Source organism: Marinobacter xiaoshiensis (genome assembly GCF_031631795.1).
In the GTDB taxonomy this organism is placed as follows: Bacteria; Pseudomonadota; Gammaproteobacteria; order Pseudomonadales; family Oleiphilaceae; genus Marinobacter; species Marinobacter xiaoshiensis.
This window is the reverse complement of sequence record NZ_JAVMBO010000010.1, coordinates 94,324-109,046: the sequence shown is the minus strand read 5'-3', so window position 1 is coordinate 109,046 and position 14,723 is coordinate 94,324. Positions and strand designations below refer to the sequence as shown.

Below are 14,723 nucleotides of genomic sequence, written 5' to 3'. Positions count from 1 at the left end.
CGGCTTTGATATGAACATGGCATGACTCCTGCAGGAACGACTGTAAGAACACTGAAAACAGTCAAAATTCCGGCAGGAGTTTGCCCATGGACAAAGCACTTTATCTAGGAATGTCTGGCGCCAAGCAGAATATGCTTTCCCAGCGTGCCCATGCCAACAACCTGGCAAACGTAAGCACCACAGGCTTCAAGAAGGACTTTGCCCAGGCGAGAAGTATGCCCGTATTTGGGGGGCATCATCCTACCCGTGCATACGCTATGGCTGAACGTCCCGGTACCGATCTGTCCGCAGGTGCACTCATGCAAACCGGCCGCAAGCTGGACGTCGCGATTGAGGGCGAAGGTTGGCTCGCCATTCAGAACAATCTGGGTGAGGAAGTTTTTACCCGTTCCGGCAGCTTGCAGATTGATGTTAACGGATTAGTACGTCTTGGTTCCGGCGAAATGGTGTTGGGTAATGGCGGACCCGTGGCGCTGCCTCCTTTTGACAACGTTCAGATAGGTGCTGATGGCACTATCTCTATTGTCCCGGTGGGTGGGCCACCAGATCAGTTGGTGGAAGTTGACCGGCTAAAGCTGGTAAACCCGCCATCAGATACCCTTGAGAAGGGGCTGGATGGTTTTATCCGGCGCCAGGCGGGGCAGGAAATTGACGGTGGTGAGCCTGTTGACGCAGCAATGCGAGTGGCCTCCGGGTTTCTTGAAAGCTCTAACGTAAATGCTGTGGAAGAGATGATTTCCAATCTTCAGCTCTCCCGGCAATACGAAATGCAGGTAAAGGTTATGCGCACTGCAAACGAGAATTCCGAAGCAGCGGCACGACTGTTGCAGAATCTTTGATAGCTATTGAAAACAACGCCCGTCTGGTCCGGAAGCGGCAAATCTTAGCCGCAGACCAGACACCGGCAAGGAGTAATAAAAATGCATCCAGCTCTTTGGGTTAGTAAAACAGGGCTTAGCGCTCAGGACACCAATATGTCCACCATCTCCAACAACCTGGCCAACGTGAACACCACGGGCTTCAAGCGAGATCGGGCAGTATTCCAGGATTTGCTGTATCAGATCAACCGGCAGCCTGGGGGCATGAACACGCAGAACTCTGAGTTGCCATCAGGTTTGCAGCTGGGTACGGGTGTGCGGGTTGTTGGCACGGCAAAGCAATTTAGCCAAGGCAACCTCCAGATTACCGAGCAGCCTCTTGATCTGGCGGTTAATGGCCGTGGTTTCTTACAGATTGAAATGCCGGATGGCCAAACCGCTTACACAAGGGATGGTCAGTTTCAGCTTAATGCCGATGGCGATGTGGTTACGCCCGAGGGTTATGCGCTCCAGCCCAATATAAACGTACCTGAAGACGCGACCACCATAACCATCGGAAAGGATGGCACTGTGTCTGTCATTACCGATGACCAGGCGGCACCCGTGAACCTTGGTCAGATCACTCTGGTGAATTTCATTAACCCGCAGGGCTTGCAGGCTATTGGTAACAACCTGTTCAAAGAAACCAATTCCAGTGGCGACCCCACAGAGGGCGAGCCGGGCCTGGCCGGGCTAGGCACCTTGGAGCAGGGCGTAATCGAGTCATCCAACGTGGAAGTTGTCGAGGAGTTGGTGAACATGATTACCACCCAACGCGCTTACGAGATGAACTCAAAAGTTGTTTCTACTACCGATCAGATGCTCCAGTTCATTACCAACAATATTGGTTAATAAGCTGAAAGAAGTGAGGAGTGTGCTCATGAAACCGATTACATCAACCTGGATAACCCGGCCAGCAGGAACTCTCCTGTTGGTTTGGCTGTTGATCCTGTTGCAGGGATGTACGGCCATGAGTCGGCCCCGGGCCGAGCCGAATGATCCCGCTTACGCACCAGTACGTGCTCAAGCCATGATGCAGCGCGATCCGGAGTCGGGCGCCATTTACCAGAGTTCCCGTAACTACAATTTCTATGGCGATACGGTTGCGCTGAATGTGGGAGACGTGCTGACAGTTACGCTTAAAGAGTCCACAAGAGCCAGCAAGAATGCGGAAACCAAGATCAACAAGGACAGTGATATTTCACTGCCAGAGCCCAATATTCTGGGCAGGAATGATTTTGGTATCGCAACATCCATCAAGAATGAAAGAGACTTTAATGGCAAAGCCGAGGCAGACCAGAGCAACAGTCTGGCGGGCAGCATTACGGTAACGGTTACAGAAGTTTTGCCAAATGGCGTACTCAAGGTGCGGGGCGAGAAGTGGATCTCGCTGACCAATGGCGATGAATATGTGCGTCTGACGGGGCTTGTGCGGCCACAGGATATCGATCCGGGCAACATAGTTGCATCCAGCCGTATAGCTGATGCCCGCATTGCATACGGTGGCACCGGAGACTTCGATCAGGCGAATCAGATGGGCTGGCTGGCCCGGTTCTTCAACAGTGAGTGGTGGCCCCTATGACATTTCGCCGGTGCGTGGTTCTCTCACTGATGCTTGCCGTAATGGCAGGGCCTGTAATGGCTGACCGGCTGAAGGACCTGGCACGGATCAAAGGAGTACGTAACAACCAGCTCGTGGGTTATGGCTTGGTGGTTGGTTTGGATGGTACAGGTGATAAAGCACCATTCACCAATCAGACGTTTAGAAACATGATGAACCAGTTTGGTATCACTTTGCCCGAGGGGGTAAACCCGAACCTGGCGAACGTGGCTGCGGTGACTGTCAGTGCAACCTTGCCGCCGTTTGCCAAGATGGGGCAGGAAATGGATATAACCGTTTCATCCATCGGTAATGCCGACAGCTTGCGTGGCGGTACCCTGCTAATGGCGCCCCTGAAAGGCGCTGATGGTAATGTTTATGCTATGGCTCAAGGCAGTCTTGTGGTGGGCGGTTTTGGCGCTCAGGGGCAGGACGGTTCACGTATTACAGTAAACGTACCCAGTGTTGGCCGAATTCCCAATGGCGCGACCATTGAGCGTGAAATTGTCTCACCATTTACTCGTGGTGACACGATTACCTTTAACCTGATGCGCCCGGATTTCACTACGGCCAGGCGCGTGGTGGAGGTGGTTAACGAGTTTCTGGGCCCTGATATGGCTTATGCCCATGATGCGACTGCTATCTCGGTCCGCGCCCCGCGCGACCCGTCGCAGCGTGTGAGCTTTTTGTCCATTCTCGAAAATCTCGAAGTAGAGCCGGCGGAGGAATCTGCAAAAGTCGTCATAAACAGCCGCACTGGAACCATTGTTGTTGGGCAAAATGTGAAAGTGAGCCCTGCGGCCGTTACTCACGGCAACCTTACGGTGACCATTCAGGAAAACCCGGCGGTTCAGCAGCCTTTGCCATTTTCTGGTGGCACTACGGCGATCGAGTTGGATAGCCAGATTGCTATTACTGAAGACCCCGCCCGCATGTTCAAGTTTGGGCCGGCGGTTACGCTTAATGAAATTGTGCAGGCTGTAAACCAGGTAGGTGCGGCTCCTGGCGATGTAATGGCTGTGCTGGAAGCCCTCAAACAGGCTGGCGCATTGCGCGCTGAGCTTATTGTTATCTAGGTGATGTGATGCAGGACTATCAGCTTCAACAAGCCAGGGTATACACAGATTTTAGTGGTCTGAATGCACTGAAGCACAGCGCCGGGGATGACAAACAGGCGGCGCTGGAGGAAGTGGCGCGCCAGTTTGAGAGTATTTTTCTGTCTGAAATGCTGAAGTCCATGCGCAAAGCGGGAGATGTGTTTGCTGAGGGCAACTACCTCAATAGCAATCAATCTGAGATGTATCGTGACATGTTCGACAGCCAGCTCAGCCTCACCATGGCTGGCGGGCAGGGCACCGGGCTTGCAGATGCTCTTGTGCGACAGCTGAGCAAAAGCATTCCTGGAATGGATAAACAGGGTAGCCCCTTGGCTGCTCAAAAGAAGGTGCTGACGGACTATGAACGCAGCCTGCCGGTCATTTCACATCGTTTGCCAGAAAGAGTGGATGAAGTGGCAGAGGTTGCGCAGAAATCAAATGCAAACCCGATCGCCCCAACAGCTATGTTGCCTGAACAGTTTGACTCGCCTGAGCACTTTGTAAGTACATTGCTGCCAGTGGCGGAAACGATTGCTGCGGATACCGGAATTAGCCCCAAACTGATGGTTGCTCAAGCGGCTCTGGAAACCGGTTGGGGTCGGCACATGATTCGTGGCGACGGAAACCAGCCCAGTTTTAACCTCTTTGGTATCAAGGCAGACAAACGTTGGCAGGGTGATGCGGTGACTATAACCACCACTGAGTTCCGTGAGGGTGTGCCGATGAAAGAGCGTGCTGATTTCCGCGCGTATCCGGATTACGAATCCAGCTTCCGTGATTATGTGGCCTTCCTGGAATCGAACCCCCGTTACCGTGATGTATTGGCCAGCGCCGATCAGCCAGACGTGTTTGCCAGAAAGCTGCAGGAAGCCGGCTACGCTACTGATCCGCAGTATGGGGACAAGATCAACCGGATAATGAACCGTGATTCTCTGATGACACTTTCAATGGGCAATGGAGCCGGGGAGTAAATTATGGCGGGACTGATTGGGATTGGCCTGTCCGGTATCCTTGGCCACCAGAGTGCTCTGAATACCACGGGCAATAACATTACCAACGCAAATACGCCTGGCTACAGTCGGCAGGAAGTGGTGTTTGAAACCCAGCAGGGACAACGCACCGGTGCCGGTACAATCGGTAAGGGCGTTAGCATTGTAGACATTCGCAGGCTGGCGAATGAGTTCCTTGTGCAGCAGGTTCGTGAAGACAGTACTCTGGCCGGCGAACAGCAAACTCTGAATTCCGAACTGAGCCGGCTTGATAACTTGCTGGGCGGTGAGACCACGGGGCTGAACAATGCCCTGAACAACTTCTTTGCAAGCCTGCAGAATGCTGCAGAAGATCCTGCCTCTTTGCCGCAGCGCCAACTGGTTCTGAGCGAGGCGCAGCAGGTGGTTAATCGGTTTCAAGCCCTGAGCCAGGAGTTCATTCAGCAGCGGGAATCGATAAAGACTCAGATGCAACAGGGTGCCAAGGATGCCAATACCCTGCTTAACAGTATTGCCGATCTGAACCTGGCTATTTCTGAATCTCCGGGGCTGGCCCAGGGCAGAATGCCCAACGAGTTATTGGACCAGCGTGACGAAAAACTGCGCCAACTCTCTGAACTGGTGAACATACGGGTAACAGAAACAGAAGGTAGCCAGGTAAACGTTTCTCTATCCAACGGTCTGTCTCTTGTTGTTGGAAACAATGCTGCCCAGCTTGGTACCCGGAATAATGCCGAAGATCTTACCCGCCTGGAATTTACGCTCAGTACCGGTGGCCGCACTCTCAATATTGACGAACAGATTACCGGTGGAAAACTTGGTGGTTTGCGGCGTTTTGATAATGAGGCACTGAAACCCGCATTTGATGAATTGGGGCGGATTGCTATCGGGCTTGCTGCCAGCGTGAACCATCAGCACGAAATCGGGATGGATCTTGAGGGTGATCTTGGCGGGCTGTTTTTTAACGACATAAATGACCTGGCTGTGCAGCGAAGCCGTGTAGTGGCCAACGCCAACAATCAGTTGCCGAAAGATGGACGATTGGCAGTTGAGATTACCGACAGCACAAAACTGCCGGCGGGTAGCTGGACACTTCAGTTCAGTGGCGATGGCAGTAGCTTTGAACTTATCGACAAAGCCACCGGGAAGGTTGTTAATCAGGGCCGACTGCCGAACCCTGTGCAGTCTGAAATTTCCATGCCCGGATTTAATATTCGTATTGAGGGCGGCACGTTCAATGCGGGTGACAAGTACCTGATTCAGCCAAGCCGAAACGCTGCGCAGTCCATGGGCTTGCAAGTAAACCGGGAAGAAGACCTGGCATTTGCCAGCCCGATAAGGGCCACTACCGGTGAGCAGAACGTAGGCACCGGCAAGATTGACCAGGGCACCATGCTGGACGTGCGCAGCCCATTTACGGGTTCGTTGTTGCCGGGTTTTCAGACTGCCGGTGAGTTGGCGAATGGGCCTTTAACGATCATGTTTGAGGCGGGTGGCTCTACGGGCATAAGGTACGTTGTAAAGGGTCCGGAGGCTGTGCCTGGTGATCCTTCGAGTGCACCTACTATCGGCTCTCCAAGGGAATACACTGGCGGCAATATCAATCTGGTCTTTAGCAGCGACCCTGCTGCGGGAGCGGATTATCAGGGCTTTCAGTTCAAGCTGACAGGGCAGCCAGCGGTAGGTGATACCTTCGAGATTAACTACAACAGCAACGGCGTGTCAGACAACCGCAACGCTGAGCTACTGGCTGCATTGGGCACCGCTAATACACTGAACGGCAAAAGCCAGAGCTTCACTGAAGGCTACGCCGGTTTGGTTGAAGATATTGGTGTAAAAACACGCCAGAGCCAGTTTGATCTTTCTGCAGGAAAAACCCTGCTGGAGCAATCCACGGCCCAGCGGGAGTCTGTTTCAGGGGTAAACCTTGATGAGGAAGCCGGCAGGCTGATTCAGTACCAGGCCGCTTATAACGCCTCGGCACAGGTGATTTCAGTGGCCCAGGATCTATTCAATACGCTGTTGCAGACGTTCCGGTAGCAGACGAGGTGATGTGACATGATCAGAATTTCATCACAACAGGTGTTCTCAAGCGGTATTAACCGGTTGCAGGAGTTGAACAGTAACCTGAACAACACGCAACAACAGATATCCACGGGTAAGCGGGTGAATAAGCCGTCGGACGATCCGGTGGCTGCGGCCCGTATTCTCAAGCTGGATCAGGAGCTTTCACGGGTCAAGACCTACGAGCGCAATGTGGATTTAGCGGATAACCGGCTCAAGCAGGAAGAAAGTGCGCTAACCAGCGCGGTGGACGTTATTCAGCGCATCCGCGAGTTAACTGTGCAGGCGGGCAACGGGGCTTTGTCACCGAACGACCGCAAGTCGATCTCTTCTGAAATGAAAGAGCGGTTAGGGCAACTGGCGAATATCGGGAACACCCGGGATGCGTCAGGTGAGTACATTTTTAGCGGGTTCCAGGGGTCGGTGCAGGCCTTTCAGGTAAATGACCAAGGCAAGTACGAATATAATGGCGATGAAGGCCAGCGCGTTCTGGAGATTGATGACGGCGTAACCGTGCCGATCAGTGATAATGGCAAGGGCATTTTTGTGAATGTGCCTGCGGCGGTGACAGGGCAGTTTGATGGTACAACCCCTGTGGGAGAGTCTATTTCAGGCGTTAAGGTGGTTAACGAGGCCGATTTGGCTGGTGCGTTTCCGGGCGGCTTCCCCAACGATATAACGCTTGAGGTAGATTACAGCGGGCCTACCCCCCAAGTGTTGGCCACTGATAATAACAGCACTCCACCGCGGACGTTGACTGTTACCCCGCCGGATTACGAGGATGGAGGTGTGTTTGTTGTTGCCGGGATCGAGGCAAGCATTACCGGCGTGACCGCAGCCACGACGGATACGTTCACGTTGAAGGTGGGTGAGAAGCAATCTGTCTTCGGCACCATCGAGAACCTGATTGCCGGCCTGGACTCAATCAATAAAGGCACTCCGGAAGGCCTGGCTGAATATGACGACTTGATCGCGCAATCTCTGGTGAATCTCGATAACGCTCAGGAGAGTTTTATCCTCAAGCAAACAGAGCTCGGCGGGCGCATGAACGCGGTTGAATCCACTAAAAGCTTTTTGGCAGATTCTTCGGTGTATACCAATGAAATCCGCTCGCAGCTGCAGGATGTTGATTATGCAGAAGCAATCAGCATCTTGAGTTTCCAGAGTTTTGTACTGCAGGCCGCACAGCAGTCGTTTGCCAGGGTTTCGCAGCTATCGCTGTTCGATCGTTTATAAATATTCGGGCCAGCGGGAAAACTCCTGTCTCTGTGTATTGATTTCACGGGCAGGCTCAGTATAATTCCCCCTCTCTTCGTTGGCGGCGTGGTGGAATTGGTAGACACGACGGATTCAAAATCCGTTGCTAGAAATAGTGTGGCGGTTCGAGTCCGCCCGCCGCTACCAAAAAACTTGCGAAGGTTTTTAACACCGAAGAGAAACAAAGAACCAGCTTCAAGGCTGGTTTTTTTGTGCCTGCTTGTTTTTCATGTTTTCGGGAAAGGCGGGGGAGCATGCGTACGCAGTTCACTAATTTGAGAATTTTTGCGGGCGATTGATAGGTTGCCCGGGAGCTGCTGAACTATAATGCTTGCGAACCGAATCGAAGTATCGAGCTGATAAATAAGAAAAGGTCCGATCATGGGGCCCAGAGGATCAAGAGGGAGAGTATGAAAGGATCTACGGCGATGATGAAATATGTCTGGTTTTTTATTGTTGCACTTTTGGCCGGGTGCGCTAGCTCCGGTACGAAGGTTGAGCGAATTGATGCGGTTTCAGAGGTTGATAAAGACTATAAGCGCGTAATGGTGTTTGCGGTAACGGAAAAAGAGCACAACCGCTCAGCGATTGAAGCCGAGCTTGTAGCTGAATTGAACAAGAGTGACTTCAAGGCCAGTCGATTTGCAATGTCGAATTCTGACATCCCCTGGGGCGATCCTACCAGGCTGCAGAACCTCGTTGCAGAAGATGCCAGAGCCGGAAATTACGATGGTGTTCTGGTGGTTTCGCTTGTGAGCAAGCAGCGCGAATCACGGTATGTGCCGGAGCAAGTGAACTATCAGCCAATCGTTACATCCTTTGGGCCTCTCGCTGCATCTACTTACATGCAGACAACGGTAGCGCCAGCTGATTACGAAGAAACAACGACCTACGCGTTGAAATCGACGTTGTTTGATACCGACTCCGCCAAGCCCGTTTGGCAACTTTATTCCAGCACCGTTGATCCAACATCCATAGATTCTGCTGCCAAAGACTTTGGAGCGGTTATTGTTAAAGCGCTTGAAAAAACCTTGCCCCACGTAAAGAAGGGCAAATAAGGGTGTTCAGGCCCTGGTCGGTTACACTATGCTGCAGCGTGGGTTACTAGCGCTGCGCGGTTGTAACCAGGCTGGTGGGCGTGCGATACTATGCCGCCTCCGTAAGTGTGTGAATCCTGCTAAATCAGTCACTTACGGAAATTAACCAGCAGCGATCCGGAACTGGCATCTGCAGCTACCCCAATCAAGTCGCAGTAATGCGGCGCCTTGAATAGTCTGGTCCATGAACGTCTCCGATTTTCATTTTGATCTCCCGGATGAGCTCATCGCCCGGTACCCCCTCAGGGAACGCAGTGCTTCCCGTATGCTATGTCTTGATGGCAGTACCGGCGACACTGCACACCGGGCTTTTACCGATCTACCGGATTTACTCCAATCAGGCGACCTGCTCGTTTTTAATAACACACGTGTTATACCGGCCCGGCTGTTCGGCAAAAAAGAAACCGGTGGCCAGGTTGAAGTATTGGTTGAGCGAGTTACCGGAGAACATAGCCTTGTTGCGCATGTTCGTGCCTCGAAAGCATTAAAGGAAGGGCAGAGGGTAATCCTTGAAGATGGCAGCGCGCTGCGTATGACGGGGCGAAACGATGCCTTGTTCCATCTTGAAAGTGAGGCAAGTGAGCCGGTGCTGGATCTGCTGGAGCGGATTGGGCACATGCCGCTGCCGCCGTATGTTGATCGTCCTGATGAATCAACCGATCGCGAGCGGTATCAAACCGTTTACGCGAAAGAATCCGGTGCGGTTGCTGCGCCGACAGCAGGCTTGCACTTTGATTCGGAAATTTTGGATGTTTTGAAGGTCCGGGGTATTGAAAGTACGTTTGTTACCCTTCATGTGGGGGCGGGTACTTTTCAGCCTGTGCGGGTAGAGAATGTAGATGAACATATTATGCACAGTGAAATAGTGCATGTGTCTCAAGATGCGGTGGATGCGGTCAAGCGAACCCGAGCCCGGGGGGGGCGAGTAATTGCTGTTGGTACAACGTCTGTGCGATCGCTGGAGTCTGCCAGTCGGAGCGGTCGCCTTGAACCCTTTCAGGGCGAAACCGATATATTTATCTACCCCGGCTATCGGTTCCAGACCGTAGACGCACTGGTGACTAACTTTCATTTGCCAGAATCCACGCTCATCATGCTCGTCAGCGCGTTTGCGGGGTATGCGCATGTAATGCGGGCGTACCATGAAGCGATTAGCGAAAAGTACCGCTTTTTCAGCTACGGCGATGCCATGTTTATTACCGGGCAGGAGCCGAGCAGGGGTATGCTGCTAGGCGCGCACGATGAGCCTGCGGCTAGCCCATCAACATTCAATACCGGAGATAAGTCGTGAGCCAGTCCTGTTTTATGACCTTTGAAAAACTGGGGGAAGATGGCCTGGCCCGGCGTGGCAGGCTGACATTCCCCCGTGGAACTGTCGAAACGCCAGCGTTTATGCCGGTAGGTACCTACGGCACGGTAAAGGGAATGTTGCCCCGGGATATCCACGAAACCGGCGCAGAAATTATTCTCGGTAATACATTTCACCTGATGTTGCGCCCTGGCACGGAAGTGATCAAGGCTCATGGTGACCTCCATGATTTTACGCAGTGGAAAGGGCCGATTCTTACAGATTCCGGCGGCTTTCAGGTGTTCAGTCTGGGTGAGATGCGAAAGATCACGGAAGAAAAGGTGACGTTTCGTTCGCCGGTAGATGGATCGCCGGTGGAGTTGTCACCAGAAATCGCGATTCAGGTACAGCGCGATCTGGGCTCTGATATCGTCATGATTTTTGACGAGTGTACGCCTTATCCTGCAACAGAGAAGCAGGCAAAGGAGTCCATGGAGCTTTCGCTACGCTGGGCAAAGCGCAGCAAGGACGCCCATGGAGACAGTCCTTCTGCGCTGTTCGGTATTGTTCAGGGCGGGATGTATGAATCCCTGCGCGATCGTTCCCTTGAAGGTCTTACAGATATAGGATTCGATGGCTACGCCATTGGGGGGCTTTCTGTTGGAGAGCCCAAAGAGGACATGATCCGAATACTCGACCATTTGCCAACCAGGATGCCGGCGGACAAACCGCGGTATCTTATGGGTGTTGGTCGGCCAGAGGATCTGGTGGAGGCAGTACGCCGTGGAGTCGACATGTTTGATTGTGTCATGCCTACAAGGAATGCCCGCAACGGCTACTTGTTCACATCCACTGGAATCGTAAAAATCCGAAATGCCAGACATCGCCATGATACTGGTCCTTTGGATGAGCGGTGTGATTGCTATACCTGCAAGAATTTTTCGAGAAGCTATCTGCATCATCTGGATAAATGTGGAGAAATGCTCGGTTCGCAGCTGAATACAATCCACAATCTGCGCTACTACCAGAACCTTATGGCCGGATTGCGCGGGGCCATTGAAGCAGGTACATTGTCGAGCTTTATAAATGACTTCTATGCTCTGCGCGGCGAGACAGTGCCTGCCATGGGTAATGAGTAAATCCTTTTGCTTAATCAACGGAGAATTTTGATGAAATCAGTCAAGTTGTTTTTGGCCGGCCTTATGGCAATGATGCCAGCATTGGCAATGGCCCAGGCGGCCCCTGCTCCAGGTGGCATGGGTGTTATGGGTCAGGTTATCTTTTTTGCCGGCTTTATTCTTATTTTCTATTTCCTGATCTGGCGCCCACAGTCCAAGCGTGCGAAAGAGCACAAGTCACTTATGTCCGGCTTGAACAAGGGTGATGAAGTGATTACCTCTGGCGGCATTGCCGGAAAGATCACCAAAGTTGCTGACGACTTCATCGTTGTTGAGATTGCCGACAATGTTGAAGTAAAGGTACAGAAAGTGGCTGTAGCCGCCGCACTGCCTAAAGGTACGCTCAAAGACATCTGAGCAAGGACTCTCTGGTCGGCCCTGATACCTGCCGGCCTGAACCTTCCTGGCTGAAACACCAAGGCCGGCTTTTAGGCCGGCTACAAGGGATCCCATGCTGAACAAGTACCCGCTTTGGAAAAACCTGATTATCCTGGTCGCGATCGTGATCGGGTTTATCTACGCTTTACCTAACCTGTTTCCCGATGATTACGCTGTACAGATCACGGGTGCTCGCAGTAGCACTGAAGTAAACTCCGCTGTTCTGGAAAGAGCCGTAAAAGCACTGGAATCGGATGGCATTGAGGTTAAAAGCAGCACGCTTGAGGATCGGGATGCCCTTATACGGTTAACCAGTTCCGATGACCAGTTGCGTGCTCGCCCTGCCGTTCAGGCCGCTCTTGGCAGAGACTATCTCGTCGCGTTGAATATGGCACCGTCCACGCCAGCCTGGCTGAAAAGTCTGGGTGCAGGGCCGATGAAACTTGGCCTTGATCTGCGTGGCGGCGTCCACTTTTTGCTTGAAGTTGATATGGATACCGCTGTTGGTCAGAGATTGGAGGCGGTTTCAGGGCAGATCAAGCGAGAGCTTCGCGAAGAGCGCATACGCTACCGCGGGGGGGACGTTAAAGGTACCCGTGATATCGTTTTGAGCTTCCGTGACGAAGCGTCGCGCACCGAAGCCTTTAACCTGATCAAGCGTCAGTACAACGAGTTTCTGTTAGATGAGAAAACCGTTGGTGATGAGTTCCAGATTGTTCTTACGCTTTCTGAAAGCGAAGTAAACGCAATTCGAAAGTATGCCCTCGAGCAAAACCTGACTACCATTCGCAACCGGGTGAACGAGTTGGGTGTTGCCGAGCCTTTGGTTCAGCAACAGGGCGCTGACAGGATTATTGTTGAGCTCCCAGGTGTGCAGGATACTGCTCAGGCCAAACGGGTTCTCGGTGCTACGGCAAACCTGGAATTCCGCATGGAAGCCCGCCCGGATGCTCCCGCTGGCGAAACAGAGCAGTTCAGTTTCCGCAATGAGCGCCAACGCACTGCCCGCCTGGAGCGGGACACGATTGCTACTGGCAATAATGTGGCAAACGCCCAGCAGGCTTTTGATGAAAATGGCCAGCCTCAGGTAAGCATCACTATGGATTCTATCGGTGGCGATTTAATGAATCGCGCTACGCGGAATGCCATAGGGCGGCGCATGGCAGTGTTGTTCATCGAATTCCGTACCGAAACTGAAACCAGAATGGTGGATGGCGAACCTGTTGAAGTCGACAAGCGTATCGTAGAGAAAGGAATTATCAGCCTCGCGACCGTTCAGTCTGCTCTGGGTAGCAGTTTCCGTATCACCGGGTTGGATTCCATACCTGAAGCATCCGAGCTTGCGCTGCTTCTGCGCGCAGGTGCGTTGGCGGCGCCTATGTACTTTGTACAGGAGCGTACCATTGGGCCTAGCTTGGGGCAGAAGAATATTGACGCGGGTATGATGTCGGTAGCTCTGGGTTTCATTCTTGTGCTGCTGTATATGCTGGTCTATTACCGTGGGTTTGGGGTTGTAGCAAATATCGCTCTGACCATTAACCTGATGCTTCTGATAGCTTGCATGTCCATTCTCTCCGCTACGCTAACGCTGCCTGGTATTGCCGGTATCGTTTTGACAGTGGGTATGGCAGTAGATGCTAACGTATTGATATTTGAGCGCATAAAGGAAGAGTTGAGGTCAGGGGTGTCGCCACAACTTTCCATTAACGCCGGCTATTCACGTGCGTTTGTGTCTATTTTCGATGCCAACATAACCACATTGCTAGTTGCAGTTATCCTCTTCGCAATGGGCTCGGGCCCGGTAAAAGGTTTCGCAGTGACGCTGTGTATCGGGATTATGACGTCCATGTTCTCAGGGCTGATGGTCAGCCGCAGTATCGTCAATATGGTTTATGGCGGCCGCAGGGTCGAGAAACTGTCGATCGGAGGAAAAAACGCCAATGTCTGATGATCAGAAGCAAAAATTTGATTTTATGGGGTTTCGGAAGTTTGCTTCCGTAATCTCCATTATCTTGGTGGTTGCGTCTATTGTGCTGCTTGGAATCCGTGGCCTTAACTTTGGCATGGATTTTACCGGTGGTACGTCGGTAGAGCTGGAATATGCGCAGGCACCGCAACTGGATGAGGTTCGGTCAACGCTTACCGAAGCTGGTTACGAGCAGTTTGTCGTGCAGAACTTCGGCGCTGATACCATCGTTCTTGTGCGCCTTAACGAATCGGGTAATGATCAGTTAGCTCAGGAGATCGTCAGCGTTTTGACTCAAAATGGTGGCGATCTGAAGCTGATAGGCTCCGAATTTGTGGGGTCGCAAGTGGGCGACGAACTCAAGGAGAACAGCGGTCTTGCGCTTCTCATAGCGCTTGCGGTGGTACTCATCTATGTGGGTATGCGCTTCCAGTTCAAGTTTGGTATTGCGTCGGTGGTGCCTTTGGCCCACGACGTTATTATCGTTCTTGGCATCTTCGCGCTGTTCCAGTGGACGTTTGACCTCACAGTTCTTGCAGCTCTGCTTGCGATTATCGGTTACTCGCTGAACGACACTATTGTTGTGGCAGACCGTATCCGTGAGAATTTCCGGAAAATGCGGGTGGGTGAATCCTGGGACATTATCAATGAGTCTATCCATCAGACTATTGCTCGTACCATAAACACCTCTGGCACCACGTTGGTGGTTCTTCTGGCCCTGTATTTCTTCGGAGGCGAAGCCATTAACAAATTCGCTTTGGCATTGATTATAGGTGTGGTGGTGGGTACCTATTCATCTATCTATGTCTCTGCCAACTTGCTGATGGTGATGGGTGTTTCTCGCGAAGACCTCATGGTGCCTGCAAAAGAGGGCACGGGAGAGGGTGAAGAAGAGGAGCAGCCACCGGAGTGGCTCGACCGTATGTAGTTCAGGTTCCGGGTTAATAACCCG

General features: G+C 52.4%; 13 protein-coding genes and 1 tRNA gene. All 14 read left to right on the top strand.

Translation table 11 applies throughout. The features are described 5' to 3' along the window. Positions 1–86 precede the first annotated feature (86 nt). The 14 genes from RKA07_RS08050 to secF all read left to right on the top strand — a co-directional run bounded on the left by RKA07_RS08050 (position 87) and on the right by secF (position 14,699). Positions 87–839, top strand: coding sequence for a flagellar basal body rod protein FlgF (locus RKA07_RS08050; RefSeq protein ID WP_200205002.1), 753 nt, complete (start codon positions 87–89; stop codon positions 837–839). Between the two features lie 81 nt (positions 840–920). Further along, on the top strand, positions 921–1,709 hold the full coding sequence (flgG, locus tag RKA07_RS08045) for a flagellar basal-body rod protein FlgG (protein WP_200205001.1): 789 nt from the start codon (positions 921–923) through the stop codon (positions 1,707–1,709). A gap of 28 nt (positions 1,710–1,737) precedes the next feature. Further along, positions 1,738–2,439: a flagellar basal body L-ring protein FlgH gene (flgH, locus tag RKA07_RS08040; protein WP_200205000.1), complete on the top strand. Its 702-nt coding sequence runs from the start codon at positions 1,738–1,740 to the stop codon at positions 2,437–2,439. Further along, a complete protein-coding gene (locus tag RKA07_RS08035; RefSeq protein ID WP_200204999.1) occupies positions 2,436–3,533 on the top strand; it encodes a flagellar basal body P-ring protein FlgI in 1,098 nt (365 codons plus the stop codon). Before flgH ends, RKA07_RS08035 begins: the two co-directional genes overlap by 4 nt. Before the next feature lie 8 nt (positions 3,534–3,541). Beyond that, the gene (gene flgJ / locus RKA07_RS08030) at positions 3,542–4,525 is read left to right on the top strand and encodes a flagellar assembly peptidoglycan hydrolase FlgJ (RefSeq protein WP_310966061.1); all 984 of its coding nucleotides are present in this window, start codon (positions 3,542–3,544) and stop codon (positions 4,523–4,525) included. A gap of 3 nt (positions 4,526–4,528) precedes the next feature. Continuing rightward, positions 4,529–6,583 carry a flagellar hook-associated protein FlgK gene (flgK, locus tag RKA07_RS08025; protein ID WP_200371179.1) on the top strand — a complete coding sequence of 685 codons (2,055 nt, stop codon included), beginning with the start codon at positions 4,529–4,531 and terminating at the stop codon, positions 6,581–6,583. An 18-nt stretch (positions 6,584–6,601) separates the two neighbouring features. Further along, on the top strand, positions 6,602–7,843 hold the full coding sequence (gene flgL, locus RKA07_RS08020) for a flagellar hook-associated protein FlgL (RefSeq protein WP_310966060.1): 1,242 nt from the start codon (positions 6,602–6,604) through the stop codon (positions 7,841–7,843). 81 nt (positions 7,844–7,924) lie between these two features. Then, positions 7,925–8,011: transfer RNA gene (locus RKA07_RS08015), tRNA-Leu, on the top strand. Positions 8,012–8,274: 263 nt separating this feature from the next. Beyond that, positions 8,275–8,922, top strand: a complete 648-nt coding sequence (locus RKA07_RS08010) for a hypothetical protein (protein ID WP_200204995.1) — start codon at positions 8,275–8,277, stop codon at positions 8,920–8,922. Positions 8,923–9,145: 223 nt separating this feature from the next. Next, positions 9,146–10,252: a tRNA preQ1(34) S-adenosylmethionine ribosyltransferase-isomerase QueA gene (queA, locus tag RKA07_RS08005; RefSeq protein WP_200204994.1), complete on the top strand. Its 1,107-nt coding sequence runs from the start codon at positions 9,146–9,148 to the stop codon at positions 10,250–10,252. 14 nt (positions 10,253–10,266) lie between these two features. Then, complete coding sequence (tgt, locus tag RKA07_RS08000) at positions 10,267–11,388, top strand: tRNA guanosine(34) transglycosylase Tgt (protein ID WP_200205027.1); 1,122 nt, start codon at positions 10,267–10,269, stop codon at positions 11,386–11,388. Between the two features lie 63 nt (positions 11,389–11,451). Next, complete coding sequence (yajC, locus tag RKA07_RS07995; protein WP_200205026.1) at positions 11,452–11,784, top strand: preprotein translocase subunit YajC; 333 nt, start codon at positions 11,452–11,454, stop codon at positions 11,782–11,784. A 94-nt stretch (positions 11,785–11,878) separates the two neighbouring features. Then, entirely contained in the window at positions 11,879–13,753 is a 1,875-nt protein-coding gene (gene secD / locus RKA07_RS07990; RefSeq protein ID WP_200204993.1) for a protein translocase subunit SecD, read from the top strand. Beyond that, positions 13,746–14,699, top strand: coding sequence for a protein translocase subunit SecF (secF, locus tag RKA07_RS07985; RefSeq protein WP_200204992.1), 954 nt, complete (start codon positions 13,746–13,748; stop codon positions 14,697–14,699). The genes secD and secF overlap by 8 nt, the downstream gene beginning before the upstream one ends. Positions 14,700–14,723: the final 24 nt, after the last annotated feature.

Bases quoted from the DNA above. Each gene is read 5' to 3' on its own strand.
- RKA07_RS08050 (WP_200205002.1), top strand. From the start codon at position 87: ATGGACAAAGCACTTTATCTAGGAATGTCTGGCGCCAAGCAGAATATG.
- flgG (WP_200205001.1), top strand. From the start codon at position 921: ATGCATCCAGCTCTTTGGGTTAGTAAAACAGGGCTTAGCGCTCAGGAC.
- flgH (WP_200205000.1), top strand. From the start codon at position 1,738: ATGAAACCGATTACATCAACCTGGATAACCCGGCCAGCAGGAACTCTC.
- RKA07_RS08035 (WP_200204999.1), top strand. From the start codon at position 2,436: ATGACATTTCGCCGGTGCGTGGTTCTCTCACTGATGCTTGCCGTAATG.
- flgJ (WP_310966061.1), top strand. From the start codon at position 3,542: ATGCAGGACTATCAGCTTCAACAAGCCAGGGTATACACAGATTTTAGT.
- flgK (WP_200371179.1), top strand. From the start codon at position 4,529: ATGGCGGGACTGATTGGGATTGGCCTGTCCGGTATCCTTGGCCACCAG.
- flgL (WP_310966060.1), top strand. From the start codon at position 6,602: ATGATCAGAATTTCATCACAACAGGTGTTCTCAAGCGGTATTAACCGG.
- RKA07_RS08010 (WP_200204995.1), top strand. From the start codon at position 8,275: ATGAAAGGATCTACGGCGATGATGAAATATGTCTGGTTTTTTATTGTT.
- queA (WP_200204994.1), top strand. From the start codon at position 9,146: ATGAACGTCTCCGATTTTCATTTTGATCTCCCGGATGAGCTCATCGCC.
- tgt (WP_200205027.1), top strand. From the start codon at position 10,267: ATGACCTTTGAAAAACTGGGGGAAGATGGCCTGGCCCGGCGTGGCAGG.
- yajC (WP_200205026.1), top strand. From the start codon at position 11,452: ATGGCAATGATGCCAGCATTGGCAATGGCCCAGGCGGCCCCTGCTCCA.
- secD (WP_200204993.1), top strand. From the start codon at position 11,879: ATGCTGAACAAGTACCCGCTTTGGAAAAACCTGATTATCCTGGTCGCG.
- secF (WP_200204992.1), top strand. From the start codon at position 13,746: ATGTCTGATGATCAGAAGCAAAAATTTGATTTTATGGGGTTTCGGAAG.